The following is a 21,390-nucleotide window of genomic DNA, read 5'->3' as shown; positions in this document are numbered from 1 at the left end:
AGGTGGCAGCCAGTGTCCAGAGCGTTCCGTGCTGGCGAAAATAAAACCCGCCGCCAGCGCGAACGCCGCGTGAACCTGGCTCGCTCGATCAGGCTTGATGTGTAAGGATGTCGCGCCGGACATCGTTCGTTGAACGCAAAACCAAGGATTCTCCATGACTGCCATCCCCACCCCAGCGCCCGTGGTTCCCGGGCGGCTGGAGCAAATGTCGACGCGCATCGCCTTCTTCATCGCCGGCTTCGGCATCGCAGCCTGGGCGCCGTTGGTGCCGTATGCCAAGGCCCGCGTCGAACTCAACGAGGGCACCCTGGGCCTGTTGCTGCTGTGCCTGGGGGTCGGTTCGATCATCGCCATGCCAGTGGCCGGCGCACTGGCCTCGCGCTATGGTTGCCGGCGCGTACTGAGCGCCGGGACGGTCCTGATCTGCCTGGCGTTGCCCATGCTCGCCACGGTCAGTTCGATCCCGTTGCTGATGGCTGGTCTGTTCCTGTTCGGCGCGGGCCTGGGTACGGTCGACTCCACGGTCAACCTGCAAGCGGTGATCGTCGAGCGCGCCAGCGGCAAAACCATGATGTCGGGCTTCCATGGGTTGTTCAGCCTGGGCGGCATCGTCGGCGCAGCGGGGGTCTCCGGGTTGCTGGGGCTGGGGTTTTCGCCGCTGCAGGCGACCCTGGTGGTGATCGTCATCATGGCGCTGGCGCTGTTCAAGGCCGCCCCCCACTGGTTGCCCTACGGCAGTGAAAGCGCCGGGCCGCCGTTTGCCATTCCCCACGGCGTGGTGCTGTTTATCGGCGGCTTGTGTTTCATCGTGTTTTTGGCCGAAGGCGCCGTGCTCGACTGGAGCGCGGTGTTCCTCAGCGCCGAACGCGGCCTGGATGAAGCCTACGCCGGCCTGGGTTATGCGGCCTTTGCCCTGACCATGACCGCCGGGCGCCTGACCGGCGACCGGATTGTCCGTCGACTGGGGGCTGCCCGGGTGATCGTCACCGGCGGGGCGCTGGCGGCGGCCGGGATCTTCCTCGCGACCCTGTCACCGGCCTGGGCCATGTCCCTGCTGGGCTATGCGCTGGTCGGCGCCGGATGCTCAAATATCGTCCCGGTGCTCTACACCGCTGTCGGCAAGCAGACCGTCATGCCGGAACACATCGCCGTGCCGGCCATCACCACCCTCGGCTATGCCGGTATTCTCGCGGGGCCCGCGGTGATCGGTTTCATTGCCCATGGCAGCAGCCTGGCGACTGCCTTCCTGTTGATCGGGGGATTGCTCGCAGCGGTGGCGGTCAGCGGCAAAATACTGCGGGTATGAGCAAAGGACATGAGCGGCCTGAATCCTTCAAGTAGCTCATGTACGCCTGATCGTTTCTTCCCTGCCTTATCGTTTCCCGTCCGCAGCGCTGTGCCTGGCAGAACGGTTCAGTGGTTAGCCCAGATGCCGCTCGGTGTCATTGGCCAGACGGCAAGACAACTTGTGCCATAACCCGGCGAGCGTGGAAAACACAGGGCTGGACAACGGTTCCTCCGTGAATGTTCGAGAACCTTTATCGAAGTCTTCGGCGGTGGGCGCCCTGAAGCTGAACTTCGGCGAAGACATGAGGTTGAGTGCCTGCGAACGGGATGTGCTTGGGAGGCCTGCTTCCCGTGCCGGCATCGCCAGGCTCGCAACCGTGTACTGGGAGGGCTGAGATTCAAAGGATGTCGAATTCATAGTCCAGACCTGATTCGGTAGGTGAAGACACCGGCAGCCATTCAACGGCCGATGGCAATCTCTTCGTGGTAAAACCCTTCCTCCCTGGCTGAAGTGGTGCTTCCTGCTCACTACGCTTACCAACCTATGCCGCGAGTGACGCGGCATTCGGCTGTGCCCGAGTTAACGCAGCAGTTTCAGCAGTTCGCGTCGCGAAATCTTGCCGTCGCGCTGCCACTCGTCAACATTGTCCATCCGCCCCTGCAGAATCGAACGGGCCATGACTTCCTTGGCCAATTGGATGAGATGGTCAGTGAAGGGGTTGCCCGTCAACGCTTGCGCCGCAAACTCTTTGAGCTTGTCGAGCTTGATGCTGTCGCCCCGACCGTTGCCCTTCAACTGTTGGAAATGGCCGAGCATTTCCTTGATCAGCTGTTTGTCGTCTTTGAGTTTAAAGGGGTTATCGGAACCGATGACGCTCATAATGTCGTCCCTGGACAAGCGGCCATCCGAAGCACCGGTGCTCATGTTTCGATCGAGCGCGCGTACCAGCTCGGGACGCCGCAGCAGTTCCTTCGCCAGGCGGATATTGGCGTCCATCTGCGGGTTGCCGGTCAACGGTCGCTCGGCCATTTTTTTCAGGCTTTCGAGGGTGACTTGCCGCGAAAAATGCCCTTCCCTGAACGCGCCGTAATTGCTCAGCAGCGCCTGGGCCAGTTGCTGATTGCTTTGCTTGGAGTAATGCGGGTCCGGCCGCTCGGGGGTTGGGCGCGGTGGTGGGCCGGGGTTCGGGCGCACATTATCGGGCAGCGGACGTTGCGGCGGCCCCGAGTGATAATGACCGTGGCCGAAGTACGGGCGCGACGACGTGCTGCCGAATGCTGAGCCGAAGTGATACGAATCCCAGAACAGGCTCTGGCTGGCCGATGAGCTCATAGACCGCTCGGCAGTGGACATGGGGTCTCTGAAAGACTTGTCATCAGAGGAGTGAGCGACAGACTGCATGAATACTGATGCCGACATTTAGTTCTCCAGTTCGGTTTGATCAGACGCCTTGCCTCAGCGCTCCAGGCGCCCCGACGATCGACAAATCGTCAAGCAAACCAGCGGAAGCAGGCTTATCCTGTGTGGCAGAACTGTGGGAGTCGGTTCCTGATCGCGCTGAAAGTTTCCAGCGCTCAGGTAGGAAGAGCATCTGCTGAGATACGGAACTCATCACCTTCCCAAGCCGTTTCGGCGCAGCCAGCCCCCTCGCCGCCCAACCCGACCCAGGCGCGCAAAAAACCTCGGTTCACCAGCATCAACCGTCAGCGGCGCAGGTGCATGGACTGCAGAATCGCGGCTGGAATTTGTTCGAGCGGCAACTCGCGCTCCACCGCACCGAGCTTGAAGGCCTCCTTAGGCATGCCGTACACCACGCACGACTCTTCATTCTGGCCCAGCGTCAGCGCGCCGTTGTCGTGCATCTCCTTCAACCCGCGAGCGCCATCGTCCCCCATGCCCGTCATGATGATGCCCAGCGCGTTGCCGCCGGCGCTGCGGGCGACCGAACGAAACAGCACGTCCACCGAAGGGCGGTGCCGGCTGACAGGGGGCCCATCAACGATTTCAACCAGGTATTGGGCGCCGCTGCGCTTGAGCAACATGTGCCTGCCGCCGGGAGCAATCAACGCACAACCGGGAATGACCCGGTCGCCATTTTTCGCCTCCCTGACTTCGATCTCGCACAGGCGGTTGAGCCGCTCGGCAAATGCCGCGGTGAAGTGTTCCGGCATGTGCTGCACGATCACGATTCCCGGGCACACCCTGGGCAAGGCAGTCAGCACCAGCTCCAGGGCTTGCGTGCCGCCGGTGGACGTACCAATGGCGACGATGTTTTCGGTGGTGCGCGCCATGGCCTGCGTGCTCGCCGGCAGTATGACGTCGGCAGTCAGCTTGACCGGGGCTCGCTCGCTGGACGGCACCATGCGTTTCATGTTGGCACGGGCTGCGGCCTTGACGGCACCGGCCAATTCATCGGAACTGTCGGTCAGGAACTGACGCAAATTGAGTTGCGGCTTGGTCACGATACTCACCGCACCGGCCGCCAGCGCTTGCATGGTGGTGGCCGCGCCCTTCTCGGTCAGCGTGGAACAGATGACCACTGGCGTCGGATGTTCGGCCATCAGTTTCTTGAGGAACGTAATGCCATCCATCCGCGGCATCTCGACGTCCAGCACGATGACGTCCGGCCATTGCTTGTTCATCTTGTCCATGGCGAACACCGGGTCCGCCGCCGCGCCGATCACTTCAATGGCCGGGTCTTGCCCAAGGGTCGCCGTCAGCACCTGGCGAACCACCGCGGAGTCGTCAATGATCAGTACTTTGATAAGGCTCATATCGCACGCTCTCCATGAGGGCTGCTGAGTGGCCAATGCAGGGCCAGGTAGTTGAGTTCGATGTTGCCATTGGCCAGATCGAACACCACGGTTCGATAACCCACGCCTTCCACATGAAAGTTGTGACACCGCAACTGATGCGAATCGAGCAGGTGCCTGGCTTGCTCGACATTGCGCTGGCCAACGTAGTGATTGTCCGAACGCGCCAGCCCCGGAAACATATCCCCGCCGCCATACACGCTGATTCTGAACTCCGTCGGCGGCACCTTGATCGCGTGCATTCGGCCGAGCAGCAATTGGAGCGCCTCATCGCCGTAGCGACCATCCAGTGCAGCCGATCTCTTCACTGCGCGCCGGGGCAACAGGTAGTGGCACATGCCGCCCAACAAGCGCCGCGGATGCCAGACCACCAATGCAACGCATGAGCCCAGCACGGTGCGCAGCCGAATGGCGCCTGAACCGAAAAACCACTCGCCGGGATTCAGGTACACCTCGCGGGACGGTGGGGTGTCAGGCATGTGGCCTCCGATAGATCGAAGGCTTGACCAGTCGCAGTTCATCGGTCACGCCATTGAGACTTTCCGAATGGCTGACCAGGAAATAGCCGCCGGGCTTGAGGTGGCTGACCAGGCGCTTGACCACTTGCACTTTGGTCTCGCTGTCAAAATAGATCATCACGTTGCGCAGGAAGATCACGTCAAACATTCCCAGTTTCGGCAGCGGATTGTTCAAGTTGATGGCCTGGAAATCGATCCTCGACGCCAGCGCCGGTTCGACCATGAAGCAACCGTGGTTGGCGCCGACGCCCTTGAGGCAATATTTGTTGAGCAACGCTTGGGGAATGCCGCGCGTGCCTTCGAGGGGGTAGCGCCCCTGGCGGGCCGTTTCCAGTACCCGGCTGCTGATATCCGATGCGACGATTTCCCAGGGCCGGCCGCCGAGGCTGTCCGCCAGGACCATGGCCAGGGTGTAGGGCTCTTCACCGCTCGAGCAGGCGCCGCTCCATACACGCAAAGGCCCGCTGCCACGCAGTTCGGGCAGTGCGACATCGCGCAGGAAATCAAAATGCTTGGGCTCGCGGAAGAAATAGGTTTCGTTGGTGGTCAGCATATCGACCGCCACTTGTAGTTCCGTCGCGTCCTTCATCAACACTTTGTAGTACGCGCCGTAGGTATTGAGCTTGAACACTTGCAGGCGCTTGGCGAGCCGAGCGCTCACCAACTGTTTTTTGGCATCCGACAGGCTGATGCCGGCGATTTGATGAATGAGAGTGCGAAACTGCAGGAACTCCGCATCGGAGAGAATCACGTTCATGAGGACACTCCCAAAAAACAATCAGGCAGTTGAAGGCAGCAAGGGATCAAGGGTTGCCAGCACATCGACCTGTTCCAGGGACAACACGCGACCGATATCCAGCAACAACACAAAACCGCTCTCCAATTTGCCGATGCCCAACAGGAAGTCCGCTCTGACATCGGTCCCGAAATTCAAGGACGGTTCGATATCCTGATCGGCGATTTCAAGGACCTCGCTGACCGCATCCACAATGATGCCCACCGGCTTGCCCCCGGCATTGGCCTGTACCTCAAGGATCACAAAGCAGGTCCTCGAGGTCTGCACCGTGCGCTCGCCGCGAAAGCGCACACCCAGGTCCAGCACAGGAACCGCCGCGCCGCGCAGATTGATCACGCCGCGGATGCTGGGCGGCAACAACGGCACGCTGGTGATCGGTCCGTATTCGATGATCTCTCGCACGTTGAGCGTGCCGACGGCGAACATCTCATCCCCCAACTCGAAGGTGAGGTATTGGCTAGGGCTCGAGACCGTGGCTTTCCCTGGACTTGCGATGGATAACGCCATGACTCACCTCGCATCGATTACTTTGCGGCCGCGCCGGGAGGCGCGGTCGTACACGTCAAGCTCGCATCAAGCCGGCCATCTCATCGACACACAACACCTGCTCGATTTGCAGCAGCGTGACAAACGCACCTCGCACCTTGGTCATCCCCCGGATGAAGTCGGTACGGATAGGGTTACCAAAGGCCGGCGCGGGCTTGATATCGATATCGAGGATCTCGATCACTTCGCTGACCGAGTCCACCACCACCCCCAGCACCTGGGACTCGCCCTCCTTCGCCGCTTCAAGAATGACGATGCACGTTCGGCTGCCCAGCACCGTCACACCCTTGCCAAACCGTGCCTTGAGGTCCACTAACGGCACCACTGAACCGCGCAGGTTGATCACCCCGCGCAGGAATGTCGGCATCATCGGCACCGTGGTCACCTGGTTGTATTCGATGATTTCGCGAACGTTCAGTGTATTGACCGCATACATCTGCTGGTCAGCCAAGAAGGTCAGGTACTGCAAGGGCTCATCGACCTGCGGCGCTGACTCCAAAGTGTTCGGCATAACGGCTGTGGCGCTCATGGGTCAGCTCCCGAAGCGGACGAAACCGCTCTCCACCGCACGGCTATCCTGGTCGAACGTGGATGCCGCGCGATTGATCACGGGCATCGAGGCGGTCCGCCCGGCGCGCTTGCTCTGTACGCTGAAAAAGCCCATGAGTTCCTGCAACTGCTCGGCCTGGCCGCTCATTTCCTCGGCCGTCGCCGCCAGCTCTTCGGAGGCCGAAGCGTTTTGCTGGGTCAGTTGGCTCATCTGCGACATCGCGCTGTTGATTTGCTCGGAACCGATGGATTGTTCTTCCGAGGCGGCCGCGATTTCCTGCACCAGGTCAGAGGTCTTGGCGATCGAGGGCACAATCTCGTCAAGCAGGTTGCCCGCCCGTTCCGCCAAGGCCACGCTGTTCTTGGCCACTTCACTGATTTCCTGCGCCGCGATCTGGCTGCGCTCGGCCAGTTTGCGCACTTCGGCCGCCACCACCGCGAAGCCTTTGCCGTGCTCGCCGGCACGCGCCGCTTCGATCGCCGCGTTGAGCGCCAACAGGTTGGTCTGGTAAGCGATGGAGTCGACGATGCCGATTTTCTCAGCGATGGTCTTCATCGCCGCCACCGTGTCCTTCACGGCGCGACCGCCTTCCGAGGCTTCCTTGTTGGCTTTACCCGCCATGCCGTCGGTCACCTTGGCATTTTCGGTATTTTGAGCAATGGACGCCGACATCTGCTCCATCGATGCCGAGGTCTGCTCCACCGACGCGGCCTGTTCGGACGCCGACTGCGCCATGCTTTGCGCAGTGGCGGAGATCTCCTCGGAAGCACTGGACAGCGAATCGGCCGAGCCGCGCACTTCGCCGATGATTTCCGAGAGTTTTTCCACGGTGCCGTTGACCGAGTTTTTCAGTTCCAGGAACTTGCCTTGATAGTCGCCGTTGATGGTCCGGGTCAGGTCGCCATTGGACATCGCCGACAAGACATCCATGGCTTCAGTAATCGGCACGATGATCGCATCCAGCGAACCGTTGATCCCCAGGATGATGCGGCGGAAATCACCTTGATGCCGAGCGGCGTCAGGCCGGGTATCGAGTTTGCCAATCAGCGCGCTGTCGCTGATCTGGCTGGTGTCTTCGACGAGCGCCAGGATATTGGCCCGCAGTTGCTCGATGTTCTCGTTGATAAAGGCTTTTTTGCCGGGGAATTGTTCAAGCGGTGCCGACAGATTGCCTTCGCCGAACGCGCGGATACAGGCCATGGCTTTTTTCTTCACGCTGATATGGCCACTGACCATCTGATTGATGCCCTGACCGATATCGCGGTACGAACCCGAGAAGCGATCGACGTCGATCATGACGTCAATGTCGCCTTTTTCATGCTCGCTGGACATGTGCTGCATCTCATGGATCAACGCCAGCACATTGCTGCGCAGCAGCTCGATGTTTTCATTGATAAAGGCTTTTTTGCCCGGGAATTTTTCCAGCGACGCCGACAGATCACCTTCACCAAAGGCGCGGATGCAGGCCATGGCTTTTTTCTTCACGCTGATATGGCCGTTGACCATCTCGTTGATGCCCTGGGCCATGGAGCGGTAACTGCCATGAAAGCGGCCAGCATCGATCTGTGCATCGATGTCGCCCTTGTCGTGTTCACTGGACATGCGGTTTATCTCCGCGACCAGCCCATGCAGGCTCGCGCCCAGTTGTTGCATGGACGCCATCAAGCTCGTGGTGTCACCGGGCTTGAGCGTGGCTTTGGCATCCAGCTCCCCCGCTGACAAGCGAGCGGCGAAAGCGCGCACGGCCACCGGTTCGCCGCCGAGTTGGCGCATCAGGTTGCGCCCCAGAAGTGCGCCCACCAACGCGGTGGCTAAAAATGTCAGCGCGCTGACCAGCAGGACGAGGGAGCGGGCATTCTTCTCAGTGGCGGTGGCAACCAATTGGCCCTTGCGCCCCAGTTCCAGGTTGTATTCGCGCAGGTCACCGATCGTCGTCAGCACCGCGCTCTGCAATGGCTGGCTGGCCTCGATCAATGCGCGGGCCGAGGCTTGATCACCGTCGTCGATGAACTTGTCGAAATGCGCCTGCAGGGTCGCGAATTCACCCAAGCGGCCACGTAACTGCTTCAACAGTGCTGCGTCATGGTCGTCGGAGACCAATGCGGCCTCATAGTGATCCAGGGCTTTGCCAATCGCGCTGAAGTTCTGTGCCACGTTCTGCGCATAGCTGGACACGAAGTTTTTTTCGGAATCGTTCAGACGTTGCCATTCCAAGGCGTGAAGGTCGGTGAACGCAGCCGCCGCACGGTCGATTTCCAGCAAGCTGGGCACGGTATTGACGTTGGCATAACTGGCGCTCGTATTGATTTCACCGGCCAGGTAAAGGCTGGTACCACCCAACACGACAACGCCGAGCACTGCGGTGAAAACCAACAGCATGATATTTCTGATAACGGTCATGGCGAGGAACTCCTGATGACGCTCATTAAGTCGATAACGGACTTGGGATCGAACGGTGGGTGGCGTCCTTGGCAACGTGTCCTAACAAATTGGGTATATCCAGAATCAGGGCGACGGCTCCACTGCCAAGGATGGTGAATCCGCCGAGCCCATGGGCCTCACCAAACACTTTGCCCAATGGCTTGATCACGGTTTGAAACTCCCCCTGCAAGCGATCGACCACCAAGCCAGCACGCAGGCCGGCGTATTGCACGACGACCACGTTTTCTCGACTGCCTCGAGGTTCTTGCACATCGAACATGTCCCGCAAGCGCAGGATCGGCAGCACATCCCCACGCAGGTCCAGGTAACCGGTGTCTGCGCCCTGTCCAGGCGCCAGCTCGATGCACTCCTCCACCATGTTCAGCGGGATGACATAAGAAGCCTTGCCCACCCCGATCAGAAAGCCGTCGATGATGGCCAGGGTCAGCGGCAGACGAATCCGTACCGTTGTGCCCTGCCCTTCTTCGCTCTCGAGGCTTACGCTGCCGCGCAACGCGGTGATATTGCGCTTGACCACATCCATGCCCACCCCGCGGCCGGACAGGTTGCTGACCTGGTCGGCGGTGGAGAAGCCCGGCTCGAAAATCAAGTTCAGGATGTCTTTATCCGCCGGTAGCTGGCCGTCCCCCACCAGGCCACGCTCGCGGGCCTTGGCCAGGATTTTGTCCTTGGCCAGGCCACCGCCGTCGTCCGACACTTCGATCACGATACTGCCAGACTCGTGGTAGGCATTCAGGCGTACCGTGCCCTGGGCCGGCTTGCCCCGTTGAAGGCGCGTCGACACAGCCTCGATGCCATGGTCCATGGCGTTGCGCACCAAGTGCGTCAACGGGTCGCCGATACGTTCGACGACGGTCTTGTCCAACTCGGTCTCGCCACCGCCGATCTGCAGCACGATGTCCTTGCCCAGTTCCTTGGAGACGTCGCGCACCACCCGCTGGAAGCGCGTGAATGTCGCGCCGATCTGCACCATGCGCAGGGTCAGTGCCGAGTCACGCACCTCTTCCACCAAGCGCGATAACAGGCTGGTGGCTTCGATCATCTCGCCAATCCCGCTACGCACTGCCACCAGGTTGGCTCCGGCTCCGGCGATGATCAGCTCGCCAACCAGGTTGATCAGTTGGTCCAGCTTGGCGGCATCGACGCGGATCAGGTTGCCTTCGTTGCTCGCCGCGCCCTTGCCGGCCTTGATCAACGGCGCGACTGAATCGGGGGCTGCGTCCAGCTCGCCGCGCATCTCGACCGGAGCTTGCTCACCCTCCTGGGTGACGAGCAGGGCCTGGGACTCCGTCAATGTGCCGCAACGCACCAGCAGCTCAAGCAGCACGGCATTGTCTTCCGGCAATCCGTCGAGATGCGCGCGACAGGCTTGGACAGAGGCTTGCGGTGCAAGGATCTGGACGAGCGCGTCATCGCGCACAAAATCAAAGGCCCCGTCGATGACCTCCCGCGAGGCATCGCTGAGCAGCGCGAGTTCAAAGCCCAGGTAGTTGGTTTCCGGGTCCATCGACGCAAACGGCGGCAACCCCTCGCACAGTGTGACGGTATGCAGCAACTGCCCCAACGTGCTCAGGTAACGCAGGAACGCCAGCGGGTCCATGCCGTTGCGCAATACATCCGGGCCAAAGCGCAGGGACAAGTGCCAGTGGCCGGGACTTGCGCCCGGCTCGTCCGCCGGCAACGTGGCTGGAGCGGGCGAAGCACTCGGCACCGAGCCTTCCAGGTACTGCGCGAGCCGCTCGCCCAGGCATTGGCCCTGGACCCGCAGCGGTTCGTCCAATCGGTCAAGGTTGCCATCCTCGGCCAGCAGGTCGATCAACTGGCCGATATGGTCACGGGCATCGAGAAACAACGCACTCAATGCCTCGTCGACGCGCACTTCCAGGCTGCGGACCCGGTCCAGGACGCTTTCGGCGACATGGGTGAACTCAACGATGGGCATCAAGCCAAACAAGCCGGCCGAGCCTTTGATGGTGTGGGCCACGCGGAACAAGCCGTTGATGGTGTCGAGGTCCTGCGGCGACCTCTCGATCTGCAGCAGTGCGTCTTCCATTTGCAGCAGGAGCTCGCGACTCTCGGCAATGAAAGTCTGCAGCACGTCATCCATGTTCATGGGCTGGGCCATACGATCATGCTCCAAGCGACTGGGCGAAAAGCGGATTGGCGAAGTAGTCGTCAAGACCGCTGAGCCGTATTGCTTCGATTACGGTCGCGCTCGGGTTGCTCAGCAACAGCTGCGTTCCGTCCTTGAGCGACTCGCGTTTGATGAGGATCAACAATTGCAGACCGGCGCTGTCCAGTTCGTCGACATTGGACAAGTCCAACTCAACCTCATGCGCCAGCGGAAACAACGACAACAACAGGTCTTTTTGTTCAGTGGCGGTGTAGATCGTCAGGGGGCCTTCCATGACCTGGATTCGACGTAGCATCGGTACGGTGCTTTTCATGGAAACCTCCTGGCCAGCGGTCGCTGGTCATTGCTATGGCAGGATCAACTTGGAGACGGCAGTGAGCATTTGCGCCGGCTGAAAGGGCTTGACCATCCACGCCTTGGCACCGGAGGCCTGGCCTTGCTGCTTCATCGCATCACTGGCCTCGGTGGTCAGCATGATGACCGGCGTGAACTTGTAGGCCGGCAATAGCTTGGCCGCCTTGACGAAGCTGAAGCCGTCCATGTTGGGCATGTTCACGTCACTGACAATCAGGTGGATTTTGCGTCCGTCCAGTTTGCTCAGCGCATCTTTGCCATCACAGCCTTCGATCACGTCATAACCCGCGCCTTTGAGAGTGATGCTGACCACCTGCCGGATGGAGGCGGAGTCGTCGACGATCAGAATGGTTTTGCTCATCGGAAAAGCTCCTCTAGAAAAAGGTGATTTCGCTGTCATCGGACTTGGCGTGCGTGTTACCGCCATGGATAGCGTGTTGCTCCGGCATGGTGTAGGCCGTTGAAAGCTCTTGCAGCCAACGATCACTGACCATCGGGCTGAGGGAATGCCCGCTCAGGCTCGATGCCTGGCGCTCGTCCAATTGCTGCTGGAGCTTGTCCAGGTCGCGGGTAATCAGCGTCAACATCTGGCTGACGCGGTCCTGGAACTGCAAGGCAACCAGCACCTGGGCAATCTCGTCGGCGACGTTGGCGCTCTGCTGTTGCAGGTCATGGCTGTTGCGCACGAGGGTCTGGGCGGTACCGCGAAAATGTTCGATGACCTGCGAGACCACACGCTCCGAATCCGCGAGGGTCAAAGTGTCTTGTTCAGCGTGGTGGCGGGACATTTGCACCGTGCGGGCAATGGCCGCATTGACGGTATTCACGGTTTCACTGATCTTGCGACCGGTCTCGCCGGACATACTCGACAGCTTGCGCACTTCATCGGCGACCACCGCAAAACCTCGCCCCGCCTCACCGGCGCGCGCGGCCTCGATGGCGGCGTTGAGGGCAAGCAGGTTGGTTTGACTGGCGATGTCACCGACAAACTTGGCCATCTGCTGAAGTTGTTCGGTGAAGCCGGAGAGCTGCAGGACTTCTTTGAGTTCGCTCTCTTTATTGGAGAGCGCGGAGCGCAGGGCCAGCACGATGGAATTGAGGTCGCGCTGGCCGACTTCCAGCAAGTCGACCAATTGCTGGGAAGCATCTTGCCCGCCGTTGCTGGCCACGCTGTGGCTGATGTTCGATGACAGCGTGCCAAAGCGTTCGCTGAGCTTGAGGATGGACGTTTCGCTGATCAGGCGTGCGGCTTCGATCTGCCTGGACCAAACGGGAAGCACGCTGAGGCACACGTCTGCCAGGCCGTTATCGACGGCCAATGTCGCCGAGACCTCGGGCGGCTGATCGAGCTGGCGTTGCAGGCTGTTGCAATGCGCCTGGAAGCATCTGTTTGCCCAAAGGCCCAAGCCAACGCACAGCACCAACAACGCGCCCCCTGCCGCCACAGCCCATGCGCTGAAGTCATTGCTGTAGGCAACCGCAAGGCCTCCGAGCAGACCGGCCAAGGCGACCGGAAACACTATCAAAGCAGCCGAGGGGGGTGTGGTCTGTTCGCTCACGGTCTGTCTCCCAATCGAAGCATCTCGTCGCCGGTTGATCGGCAGTTCGATTGCTTGAGAAGGATACTGGCCCAATAATGGCACCACGACCATCGGACCATCCCTATTCCAGGGTAGGGATACCGGCAACCAAGGTAGGAAAATCCCTACACAAGGGGCTTGCTCACGAAATACCCAAGGTCATGGCGAAGCGCACAATGTCCGCCGTAGAGCCGAACCCCATCTTTTCCATGAGCCGGGTCTTGTGGGTGCTGACCGTCTTGTTGCTGATGACCAACTGTTCGGCGATCTGGTTGACGCTCATGCCATGAGCCAGCAAGCGCAGAATCTGAAACTCGCGATCGGACAGGCTTTCAACGTAGGTCTGTTGCTTCAGGCCACTGCTTTGCAGGGCAATCTGCTCTGCCAGCGCCGGGTCCAGGTAACGTTGGCCGCTGGCCACTCGTCGCATGGCAACCAACAGGGTCTCGGGGTCGCGGTCCTTGGTGAGGTAGCCGAGCGCACCGGCGCGCAGTGCGCGTTGCGCAATGTGGATTTCGTTATGCATGCTCAACACCAGGATCGGCAGCTCCGGGTACTGGGTATGCAGGCGGGCGATCAGGATTTCGCCGCTGATACCCGGCATGTTCATATCGAGCAGCAGCAGGTCGATCTCGACCTGGCGCAACAGCTCGATCACTTGCGTGCCACTCTCGGCTTCGGCCACCACCTGGACATCGGCGACCAGCATGAACAACTGCTTGAGCCCTTCGCGCATGATGGTGTGGTCATCGGCGATCAGCATGCGAATCATTAATACGTATCCTTGTGCATCGGAATGAATGCCTGGACTGTTGTGCCCTGTCCGGGATGGCTGAAAACAATCACTTTGCCGCCCAACATCAGGCCACGCTCACGCATCCCGGCCAACCCCAGGGTCTGCCGGGTGACGGCGTCGGGGTCAAACCCCTTGCCGTTATCCTGGACCTCCAGCAGCCAGTTGGTTTCCTGCGGGCTCAGGGTGACGCTGACCTGTGTCGCTTCGGCGTAACGCGCGATATTGGTCAACGACTCCTGCACGATGCGAAACGCGGCGGTGACGTGGGTATCGGGGAGCGTCAGGGGAATCGACGGCAGGTGTAACACACAGGGAACCCGGGTCAAGGTGACGAACTCGGTGGTCAGCCACTCAAGACCGGAAACCAGCCCCAGGTTTAACGCGGACGGTCGCAGGCTGGTGGAGACATCACGCACGACCTGGATCGTCTTGTCGGTCAGCACCATCAGCCGCTCGACCTGCGGGGTCAGCTCGGGTGTCGAGGCGCCGAATTGAAACCTCAACAGTGATATCCCCATGCGCAGTGCCGTCAAGTGCTGGCCCAGCTCATCATGGATCTCCCTGGCGATCAGTTTGCGCTCCTCTTCCCGCGCCGTTTCGCGACGGGTCGACAGATCGCGCAATTGTGCATTGGAGTTGGCCAGGCGCCGCTCGGCAGCCCGCAGCCTGGAAATATCGCGCCCCACCGCCAACACGCTCACGACCCGCTGGCCGTCGACCTCTGGAACAAAGTGGATCAGTACCACTTTGGGTGCGCTCTTCAACCCCGAGAGCAGAAACTCCTGCTCCGTCGCTTTATTTTCCTGAATCACTTGGGCCACCAATTCGCGAAACAGCTGAGACTGGTGGTTCAGCGGCGCCACCGCGTCCATGGGCATGCCCATCAGTTCCGGCCAGGCCCCGCCCACCCATCTTCGCAACTGCGCATTGACGTAGAGCACTTCGCCATGAGCACTCAACCGAGCGATAGCGTCCGGGCTGTTTTCGACCAGTGCGCTGATGTCGTGCTGGCGTCCGAGTTCTTTCTGCCGGGCCCTGATCAACAGGGTAATGTCGCGGCTGATCACCAATATCCGCGCCGCCACACGCCCTGAATCCGCCACCGGCACCAGCGTAAAGTGCAGTTGACGGACTTCGTTGCGAAGCACCATGCCCTCATCCGACTCAACCACCCGCCCGGCGCTTGTGCATTGCTCACAAAGCGCCTGGATCTTTTGCGCGCCCAATCGACCAAAGATCAACTCCAGCGGCTCACCGATAACGTCGGCATGCGGTTTGCCCAGCGCGCGCAACAACGCCGGGTTGACCTCGACACAACGCAGGCAACCGACCGCCGTCATTTCCAGCAGGCAAAGCATGTCCAGGGTATGGTCGAAAATGTCACGGTAACGACGCTCGCGCTCGCGGAGCAACGACTCTGACTGCCAGCGTTCGATCGCGATCGCCGCAATATGACAGGTCTGGCGCACGCGCAGGATGTCGCTCTCATCCGGCCCGGTGCCGGAGGCCTGGGACAACTCGAAAGTGCCGAGCACGTGGCCTTGTTTGTCCACGATCGGCTCGGACCAGCCTACGGCAGACGCCGTATTCATCACCGCGCCGGTGCCGAGCGGCGCTACCAACTGCACCCGGCAGGACCGATGGGGCAAGGCCAATTGCAGATAGTCCACCAGGAGCCCGAGTGTTTCTTCCAGGGGCGCGCCCGTCGCCATTTTTTCGAAAATCCCCAAGCGCGCGTCTTCCAGGACCTGTTGTTTGCACAACTCGGTAATGTCGTGGGCCAGCGCCAACACGCCGATCACCTCGCCTGTCGGGCTGCGCTCGGCCGTCAGGCTGACCGCACAACTGACCAACTCGGTACTGTCCGCGAAGGTCCAACTGTCGAGGAATTGCGCGGTTTCGCCCGTCGCAACGACATGGCGCAGCTGGTTGATATAGTCACCCGCGTCCTCGTCGGGGCTCACGCCTATCGACTCGTCATAAGACATGCCGGTCAAGCGCAAAAAGGCCGGGTTGACGTAAGTGCGCAACAGGTTGCGGTTGTAGCGCACGATGATGTTGGGTGAACTTTCCGCGAGGGTGAGAAATTTGAGTTCGCTGCCCACCAGCGTTTCGCGCAGCTGCCAGTTCTCGGTGATGTCCTCCAGTTGGGACACAAAGCAGAGCGGCTGCCCCTGATCGTCCCGCACCATTCCCACGGTCAACCGCGCCCACACCACCCGCCCGTCGCGATGGATATAGCGTTTATGCAACGTCGCGCCCGACCTTGCACCGCGCTTGAGTTCGTCGATCAACTGCTTGCCGACCTCGCGGTCCTCGGGGTGGGTCAGTGCCATGAATGTGGTGGTTTGCAACTGCGCTTCGCTATACCCAAGCAACCTGCAGATGACGCCATTGGCCCGTAGCCAATGACCGTCCAGCGACACCAGCGCCAGGCCGGTACCGGAGGAATCGAAAATCGACCTGAGCGGGATCTGCGCGTAGCTTTCGGTTTCGGATGACGGGGCCGACGCGCCCTGGCGGGCAACGACCTCGACAATAAAATACGCATCGCGCCACAGCGTCAGGGAGACGTCCAACCCGCACGCCCCTCTGCTCAATGCCGCGAAACCAGCCCGCGTGTTCCCTGCGGCCGTTTCCAGCGCGGCATAAAACAGCCCATGGTCTTCGGGCCGCAGGAGGGCTATGAACTCGCCGCCCGCTGCCGGAGAAACGCCATTTTGAACTTGCAGTTGGGCGAACGCGGGATTGCCGGCGACAACCCGAGCGGCGCGGTCCAGCGCCACAACCGCAATGGACAGACAGCCGAGCACACTCTCGAGGGTTCGCAACGTATCGTCGTCAGCCACTGCCTGTGCGTCGCGAGCCATCATCCCTGTGCCCTCGGTCGTTGAACGGACTTAACGATATTTGCAAGGCGGGTAAAACGCCTAGCAACCTTCTACGCAGCGCTGGAAATCGGAAACGCCTGAACATTGACCTTTTTACGAGAGCACGGCCCCTCACCGCCAACTTGTCTATCTCGCGTTAAAGCGCCTTCAGACCCACGACTCAATCCTTTGCTCGAACTGTAGCCCAATATCAGACTTCAAAGAGCTGCAGCACGATAGAAGAGAAGGCGCTACAGGAGCTGATCCAAGTCAATACTCGTGGGCCGTCGCGGGTTTTGCATCACCTCTTGTCTGTGCTCACCCGCAACGCCGAGGCGCAGACCGTTGAGCGTTGCCGCGAACGAAAAAATGATATCATAATGACATCATCACCTGATACCTTGTAGGTAGAACCAAGCAATTGCGAGGGTCATCATGGGCGAAGGCGCTCCTATTCCGTCGAATGAAGCTGAAAGGCTAAAAGAGGTCGCCAAATTTTGCCCCGCGGGCAGCGACTCCGACGAAGCCTTCGACAAAATCGCCGCAATGACCTCGGCGTACTTCAACGCGCCGGTCACGCGGGCCTCAATCGTCGATGAGCTCTGCATTATTGACACTGTCACGCGCGCGCCCATGAGCGAGTTGGACAGAGGCATGCTCAATGGCTTCGCTGAACGGGTCATGATGCGTATCCGCAACATGCGCGCTCGTAACTTCGTAGACCAACCCACCGGGTTGTTTAATCGATTGAGGTTTGAGGAAGATATACATCAAACGGTCCGGGTAAACAGCGCATGCGAGATTGACGCAGTCGACGTCATTACGCCGAAAGTCCTCAACGATATAGTCAAGGCACCGGGTTATATCTGTGCACAAGACTTGATCCTGGCGATAACGTCGCGCCTACAAAAGTGCTACCCAATAATTGCTTGCTTTATAAAATCAGTCCGACGCGATTCGGCTTCATTCTCAATGAATGAGCCGGGCCCTGAGCAAATTTGCGAAACTATTCTGCATAACTTCAAAATATCGGCTACCGAGCCGTTGCAGAAGGTGTAGAAAACCAAGAAGTTCTGCCGCGTTACTTGATAGAAAAACCTATGAGTTCCAAGGCCTTAGAAACCTGGATAGGACAAAGAAACTAGGAGGCAATCATGACGTTGAAGGACTCGCACGCGGCGATTGCGCGCTATTTATATAACGCCACGCCTGCGTCAGTCGTCTACCGATTATATAAATCACCGCTGCCGGGCCGTTTTTTATTACAGCCCTTACTTACCGCCCCGGTAAAACCGAATTATTTTACCGCTGACCGACGACTGACCTGTTCTGCGCTCAAGTTGATCTTGGCCCGAGCCGATAGGCTGATGTGAGAAGGATCGCTATTTACTGATTCAGGGAGGAACCTATGTCGTCATACGGCAACTTGCAGCCGCTTCCTCAGGCTCGCACTTTTTTCCGCTTATCGCTCGTACCCGCTGCCTGTGGCGCATGCGCCCTGCTATTGAGCGGCTGGCGCACCGACAACCAGACAACGCGCCCAGCAAACGCCTGGGCAAACCGCTGTTTATTCCTCGAACGATAGCAAACCCGGCAATTCAGCCAACCGCACCGCACATGGAGAGGCCTTTCAATGAAATGGTTCTACGATTTAAGGATAGCTACCAAGCTCATCACTTCGTTCTTGCTGGTGTTGGTGCTGACGGCCATGACGGGCGTGTTCGCCATCATCCAGTTGGGCCTGGTTAACGAAACTGCCGCTGAGATGCGCGACAACTGGTTGCCTTCGGTGCGGGTTGTCTCCGGCATTCGTTTTTTTGTCGCCAACTATCGGGTCAAGGAACTGCGCTATCTGATGGCCGAGAGCCCGACGGAACAGGCGCAATATGAACAGGAGATCGTCGATGCCCGCAAGGAAGTCGAGACCCGCATGGCGCGCTATGAAAAAGAGCTGATCTCAAGCCCGGCGGAACAGGCGTTGTTCGATACGCTCAAGACCAACTGGAACAGCTACCTCAACACCAGCAAGAACCTGTTGGCCGAGTCGCGGCAGGGTTTGAAGGAACAGACCAGTGTCATTCTCAAAGGGGATTCGAAACGGGACTTCGAACAGATCTCCAGCGACCTGGTAAAACTCATCGACCTCAACGACGCCGGAGCCACGGCAGCCAATCAACGCGGTAACGAAATCTACGCCAATGCGCGACTGTCCATCATCGCCGCGGTACTCGTGGCTTTGCTGGTGGGTATCGCGCTGGCGTTGTTTATTTCACGCATCATTTCCACCCCGCTGAAAAGGGCAGTGGATGTGGCCAGCCAACTGGCCGAAGGTAACCTGGCCGTGAAGATCGAAGGTGGTTCCAAGGACGAAACCGGGCGTGTGCTCACGGCGATGCAGGCAATGATTGGCAAGCTTTCGCAGATTATCGGTGAGGTGCGCAATGCCGCCGACGGTCTGGCCAGCGCGTCGGAGGAAGTCAGCGCTACCGCCCAGGCCATCAGCCAGACCACCAGCCAACAAGCCGCAAGCGTCGAAGAAACCAGTGCGTCCATCGAACAAATGAGTGCCAGCATTAACCAGAACACCGAGAACGCCAAGATAACCGACGGCATGGCCAGCAAAGCGGCCAAGGAAGCAGGAGACGGCGGCGACTCTGTTCAGCAGACGGTGCAGGCGATGAAAAAAATCGCGCAACGCATCAGCATCATCGATGACATTGCTTACCAGACCAACTTGCTGGCCTTGAACGCCGCCATTGAAGCGGCGCGAGCCGGCGAACATGGCAAGGGCTTCGCGGTGGTGGCGGCCGAAGTGCGCAAACTGGCGGAGCGCAGCCAGGTGGCGGCTCTGGAAATAGGCGAGCTGTCCACCAGCAGTGTCGAAATGGCCGAACGGGCCGGCCATCTGCTTGGCGAGATGCTGCCGTCGATCAACAAGACCTCCGATCTGGTCCAGGAAATCACGGCCGCCTCCGAAGAACAGGCAGCCGGCGTGGCGCAGATCAATTCGGCGATGAACCAACTCAACCAGGTCACTCAGCAAAATGCCTCCAGCAGCGAAGAGCTCGCTTCCACCGCCGAAGAAATGAGTACCCAGGCCGAACAGTTGCAGCAGGCCATGAGTTTTTTCAGGCTGGACGCAAGCGATCAGGCATCGAACGTCACACTGGGCAAATCCAGCCAGGCAAGCAGCGTATCGCGTGCGGTGGCGCGGGCACCGCGAGCGGTCCCGCAGAAAACCTTCCTCAAGAGCGCAGGCCCCGACGAAAGCGAGTTCACGCGGTTCTGAGCGCAAACCGGACGCGGTGCTTTTTTCATGCAGGAGAGCGACATGGGCGCGTTAACCGATACCCGACAGACGACGGCGATTCAAAAGCAGGAGGCGCAGTACCTGACGCTCCTGCTGGGCGGCGAAATGTTCGCCATCGATATCCAGGGCATCAAGGAAATCATCGAGTACGGACACGTGACTCCGGTGCCGATGATGCCCGACTTCGTGCGCGGCGTGCTTAACCTGCGAGGTGCCGTGGTGCCGGTGCTGGACCTCAAGGCACGGTTCGGGCAGCCCTGCACGAAGGTCTCTCGACGCAGCTGTGTGGTGATCCTCGAAGCCAGCAGCGAGGACCACCAGGCCCAGGATATCGGGCTTCTGGTGGACAGTGTGTCAGAGGTACTGGAAATTCCGGCGGACGAGATCAAGCCAGCCCCCAGCTTTGGCGCGCGCATTCGCCCGGACTTCATCAGCGGCATGGCCAAGGTCGCCGGCACGTTCGTCATCGTCTTGCAGGTGAACAAGGTGTTGTCGATGGATGAAATGTCTCAACTGGCGGACGCCGGTGACAGCCCCAGCCTCCAGGAGCTGTAAGTCACGAACAAGGAGTTCGGATTGAAACAGATCAATCTTGAAGATCGTGAATTCACCCAGTTCCAGTCCTGGCTCTATGGTGCAGCGGGCATCCACTTGTCACCCATGAAAAAAGCCCTGGTTGCCGGGCGTCTGTTCAAGCGCCTGCAGTTCCATGAACTGGAGAGCTACGGCGCGTATTTCAAAATGATAATGGGCAAGGAGAACCCCGACGAACTGCAGTTCGCCCTGGACCTGTTGACCACCAACGAAACGTATTTCTTTCGTGAACCCAAGCACTTCGAGTTCCTGCGCGAACGGGTATTGCCCTTCGCGTCGCCAGGCAAGACCTTCAGGGTGTGGAGCGCGGCCAGCTCCTCGGGCGAAGAACCTTACAGCCTGGCCATGACCCTTGCCGAAACCCTGCGCAGCACGCCCTGGGAGGTCATCGGATCGGACATCAGCACCCAGGTACTGGCCAAGGCCCGGAACGGGCATTACCCGATGGAACGCGCCAACAGACTGCCGCAGTCCTTGCTCAGTCGATACTGCCTCAAGGGCATCGGCCAGCAGGAAGGCACCTTCCTGATCGATAAATCCCTGCGCCAGCGGGTCAGTTTCGTGCAAGTCAACCTGATCGAAACCCTGCCCCAACTGGGCGAATTCGATGTGATTTTCCTGCGCAACGTGATGATTTACTTTGATCAGGAGACCAAGCGAAAAGTGGTCAGTCGCCTGCTCCCATTCCTGCGACGTGGCGGCTATTTCATGATCAGTCATTCGGAAAGCCTGAACGGCGTCAGCGATGCGTTCAAGCTGGTGGCGCCTTCGATTTATCAAAAACCGTGAGGCGCCGAAG

General features: G+C 59.7%; 20 protein-coding genes and 1 pseudogene. 6 read left to right on the top strand and 15 right to left on the bottom strand.

Translation table 11 applies throughout. The features are described 5' to 3' along the window. Positions 1–154 precede the first annotated feature (154 nt). Entirely contained in the window at positions 155–1,306 is a 1,152-nt protein-coding gene (locus LQ249_RS11405; protein WP_232566464.1) for an MFS transporter, read from the top strand. 114 nt (positions 1,307–1,420) lie between these two features. Here the strand turns inward: LQ249_RS11405 and LQ249_RS11400 are convergent, their stop codons facing one another. The 15 genes and pseudogenes from LQ249_RS11400 to LQ249_RS11330 form a co-directional block, all read right to left on the bottom strand. Further along, positions 1,421–1,591, bottom strand: coding sequence for a hypothetical protein (locus tag LQ249_RS11400; protein WP_226926067.1), 171 nt, complete (start codon positions 1,589–1,591; stop codon positions 1,421–1,423). Positions 1,592–1,867: 276 nt separating this feature from the next. After that, positions 1,868–2,620 (bottom strand): hypothetical protein, encoded by a 753-nt coding sequence (locus tag LQ249_RS11395; RefSeq protein ID WP_017847003.1) that lies wholly within the window; start codon positions 2,618–2,620, stop codon positions 1,868–1,870. 371 nt (positions 2,621–2,991) lie between these two features. Then, the gene (locus LQ249_RS11390; protein WP_017847002.1) at positions 2,992–4,062 is read right to left on the bottom strand and encodes a protein-glutamate methylesterase/protein-glutamine glutaminase; all 1,071 of its coding nucleotides are present in this window, start codon (positions 4,060–4,062) and stop codon (positions 2,992–2,994) included. Continuing rightward, positions 4,059–4,580 carry a chemotaxis protein CheD gene (locus LQ249_RS11385; RefSeq protein ID WP_046384050.1) on the bottom strand — a complete coding sequence of 174 codons (522 nt, stop codon included), beginning with the start codon at positions 4,578–4,580 and terminating at the stop codon, positions 4,059–4,061. Before LQ249_RS11385 ends, LQ249_RS11390 begins: the two co-directional genes overlap by 4 nt. Then, on the bottom strand, positions 4,573–5,376 hold the full coding sequence (locus LQ249_RS11380; protein WP_017847000.1) for a CheR family methyltransferase: 804 nt from the start codon (positions 5,374–5,376) through the stop codon (positions 4,573–4,575). The genes LQ249_RS11385 and LQ249_RS11380 overlap by 8 nt, the downstream gene beginning before the upstream one ends. A 21-nt stretch (positions 5,377–5,397) precedes the next feature. Further along, entirely contained in the window at positions 5,398–5,922 is a 525-nt protein-coding gene (locus LQ249_RS11375; RefSeq protein WP_026140027.1) for a chemotaxis protein CheW, read from the bottom strand. A 55-nt stretch (positions 5,923–5,977) separates the two neighbouring features. Then, positions 5,978–6,490, bottom strand: coding sequence for a chemotaxis protein CheW (locus LQ249_RS11370; protein ID WP_226926074.1), 513 nt, complete (start codon positions 6,488–6,490; stop codon positions 5,978–5,980). A 3-nt stretch (positions 6,491–6,493) separates the two neighbouring features. Further along, on the bottom strand, positions 6,494–7,462 hold the full coding sequence (locus tag LQ249_RS11365) for a methyl-accepting chemotaxis protein (protein WP_428839092.1): 969 nt from the start codon (positions 7,460–7,462) through the stop codon (positions 6,494–6,496). Positions 7,463–7,660: 198 nt separating this feature from the next. Next, positions 7,661–8,890: pseudogene (locus LQ249_RS11360) on the bottom strand (MCP four helix bundle domain-containing protein); the annotation flags it as partial. Between the two features lie 46 nt (positions 8,891–8,936). Next, positions 8,937–11,078, bottom strand: a complete 2,142-nt coding sequence (locus LQ249_RS11355) for a chemotaxis protein CheA (RefSeq protein WP_126588477.1) — start codon at positions 11,076–11,078, stop codon at positions 8,937–8,939. Positions 11,079–11,082: 4 nt separating this feature from the next. Then, positions 11,083–11,400, bottom strand: coding sequence for an STAS domain-containing protein (locus LQ249_RS11350; protein WP_017846995.1), 318 nt, complete (start codon positions 11,398–11,400; stop codon positions 11,083–11,085). 33 nt (positions 11,401–11,433) lie between these two features. After that, positions 11,434–11,802, bottom strand: a complete 369-nt coding sequence (locus LQ249_RS11345) for a response regulator (RefSeq protein WP_017846994.1) — start codon at positions 11,800–11,802, stop codon at positions 11,434–11,436. 13 nt (positions 11,803–11,815) lie between these two features. Beyond that, positions 11,816–13,093: a methyl-accepting chemotaxis protein gene (locus LQ249_RS11340; protein ID WP_372436606.1), complete on the bottom strand. Its 1,278-nt coding sequence runs from the start codon at positions 13,091–13,093 to the stop codon at positions 11,816–11,818. Positions 13,094–13,163: 70 nt separating this feature from the next. Next, positions 13,164–13,793, bottom strand: coding sequence for a response regulator (locus LQ249_RS11335; RefSeq protein ID WP_017846992.1), 630 nt, complete (start codon positions 13,791–13,793; stop codon positions 13,164–13,166). After that, the gene (locus tag LQ249_RS11330) at positions 13,793–16,690 is read right to left on the bottom strand and encodes a PAS domain-containing sensor histidine kinase (protein WP_108525669.1); all 2,898 of its coding nucleotides are present in this window, start codon (positions 16,688–16,690) and stop codon (positions 13,793–13,795) included. The genes LQ249_RS11335 and LQ249_RS11330 overlap by 1 nt, the downstream gene beginning before the upstream one ends. Before the next feature lie 432 nt (positions 16,691–17,122). Between LQ249_RS11330 and LQ249_RS11325 the strand changes: the two genes are divergently transcribed. The 5 genes from LQ249_RS11325 to LQ249_RS11305 all read left to right on the top strand — a co-directional run bounded on the left by LQ249_RS11325 (position 17,123) and on the right by LQ249_RS11305 (position 21,380). Then, positions 17,123–17,746, top strand: coding sequence for a hypothetical protein (locus tag LQ249_RS11325; RefSeq protein ID WP_232566462.1), 624 nt, complete (start codon positions 17,123–17,125; stop codon positions 17,744–17,746). Between the two features lie 95 nt (positions 17,747–17,841). Further along, positions 17,842–18,060 carry a hypothetical protein gene (locus tag LQ249_RS11320; protein WP_152031996.1) on the top strand — a complete coding sequence of 73 codons (219 nt, stop codon included), beginning with the start codon at positions 17,842–17,844 and terminating at the stop codon, positions 18,058–18,060. A gap of 260 nt (positions 18,061–18,320) precedes the next feature. After that, a complete protein-coding gene (locus tag LQ249_RS11315) occupies positions 18,321–19,976 on the top strand; it encodes a methyl-accepting chemotaxis protein (RefSeq protein ID WP_232566461.1) in 1,656 nt (551 codons plus the stop codon). Positions 19,977–20,018: 42 nt separating this feature from the next. After that, positions 20,019–20,552 (top strand): chemotaxis protein CheW, encoded by a 534-nt coding sequence (locus LQ249_RS11310; RefSeq protein ID WP_126588481.1) that lies wholly within the window; start codon positions 20,019–20,021, stop codon positions 20,550–20,552. A 21-nt stretch (positions 20,553–20,573) separates the two neighbouring features. Next, positions 20,574–21,380 (top strand): CheR family methyltransferase, encoded by an 807-nt coding sequence (locus tag LQ249_RS11305; RefSeq protein WP_017846988.1) that lies wholly within the window; start codon positions 20,574–20,576, stop codon positions 21,378–21,380. The last annotated feature ends 10 nt before the right edge of the window (positions 21,381–21,390 follow it).

It is taken from the genome of Pseudomonas sp. 7-41 (assembly GCF_021233075.1).
Classification (GTDB): domain Bacteria; phylum Pseudomonadota; class Gammaproteobacteria; order Pseudomonadales; family Pseudomonadaceae; genus Aquipseudomonas; species Aquipseudomonas veronii.
The sequence above is the reverse complement of the archived record's forward strand: the minus strand, read 5'-3'. Positions and strand labels throughout refer to the sequence as shown.

Excerpts from the sequence above, each read along its gene's own strand:
- LQ249_RS11405 (WP_232566464.1), top strand. The coding sequence starts at position 155 with ATGACTGCCATCCCCACCCCAGCGCCCGTGGTTCCCGGGCGGCTGGAG.
- LQ249_RS11400 (WP_226926067.1), bottom strand. The coding sequence starts at position 1,591 with ATGTCTTCGCCGAAGTTCAGCTTCAGGGCGCCCACCGCCGAAGACTTC.
- LQ249_RS11395 (WP_017847003.1), bottom strand. The coding sequence starts at position 2,620 with ATGAGCTCATCGGCCAGCCAGAGCCTGTTCTGGGATTCGTATCACTTC.
- LQ249_RS11390 (WP_017847002.1), bottom strand. The coding sequence starts at position 4,062 with ATGAGCCTTATCAAAGTACTGATCATTGACGACTCCGCGGTGGTTCGC.
- LQ249_RS11385 (WP_046384050.1), bottom strand. The coding sequence starts at position 4,580 with ATGCCTGACACCCCACCGTCCCGCGAGGTGTACCTGAATCCCGGCGAG.
- LQ249_RS11380 (WP_017847000.1), bottom strand. The coding sequence starts at position 5,376 with ATGAACGTGATTCTCTCCGATGCGGAGTTCCTGCAGTTTCGCACTCTC.
- LQ249_RS11375 (WP_026140027.1), bottom strand. The coding sequence starts at position 5,922 with ATGGCGTTATCCATCGCAAGTCCAGGGAAAGCCACGGTCTCGAGCCCT.
- LQ249_RS11370 (WP_226926074.1), bottom strand. The coding sequence starts at position 6,490 with ATGAGCGCCACAGCCGTTATGCCGAACACTTTGGAGTCAGCGCCGCAG.
- LQ249_RS11355 (WP_126588477.1), bottom strand. The coding sequence starts at position 11,078 with ATGGCCCAGCCCATGAACATGGATGACGTGCTGCAGACTTTCATTGCC.
- LQ249_RS11350 (WP_017846995.1), bottom strand. The coding sequence starts at position 11,400 with ATGAAAAGCACCGTACCGATGCTACGTCGAATCCAGGTCATGGAAGGC.
- LQ249_RS11345 (WP_017846994.1), bottom strand. The coding sequence starts at position 11,802 with ATGAGCAAAACCATTCTGATCGTCGACGACTCCGCCTCCATCCGGCAG.
- LQ249_RS11340 (WP_372436606.1), bottom strand. The coding sequence starts at position 13,093 with ATGGTCGTGGTGCCATTATTGGGCCAGTATCCTTCTCAAGCAATCGAA.
- LQ249_RS11335 (WP_017846992.1), bottom strand. The coding sequence starts at position 13,793 with ATGATTCGCATGCTGATCGCCGATGACCACACCATCATGCGCGAAGGG.
- LQ249_RS11330 (WP_108525669.1), bottom strand. The coding sequence starts at position 16,690 with ATGATGGCTCGCGACGCACAGGCAGTGGCTGACGACGATACGTTGCGA.
- LQ249_RS11325 (WP_232566462.1), top strand. The coding sequence starts at position 17,123 with ATGGGCGAAGGCGCTCCTATTCCGTCGAATGAAGCTGAAAGGCTAAAA.
- LQ249_RS11320 (WP_152031996.1), top strand. The coding sequence starts at position 17,842 with ATGACGTTGAAGGACTCGCACGCGGCGATTGCGCGCTATTTATATAAC.
- LQ249_RS11315 (WP_232566461.1), top strand. The coding sequence starts at position 18,321 with ATGAAATGGTTCTACGATTTAAGGATAGCTACCAAGCTCATCACTTCG.
- LQ249_RS11310 (WP_126588481.1), top strand. The coding sequence starts at position 20,019 with ATGGGCGCGTTAACCGATACCCGACAGACGACGGCGATTCAAAAGCAG.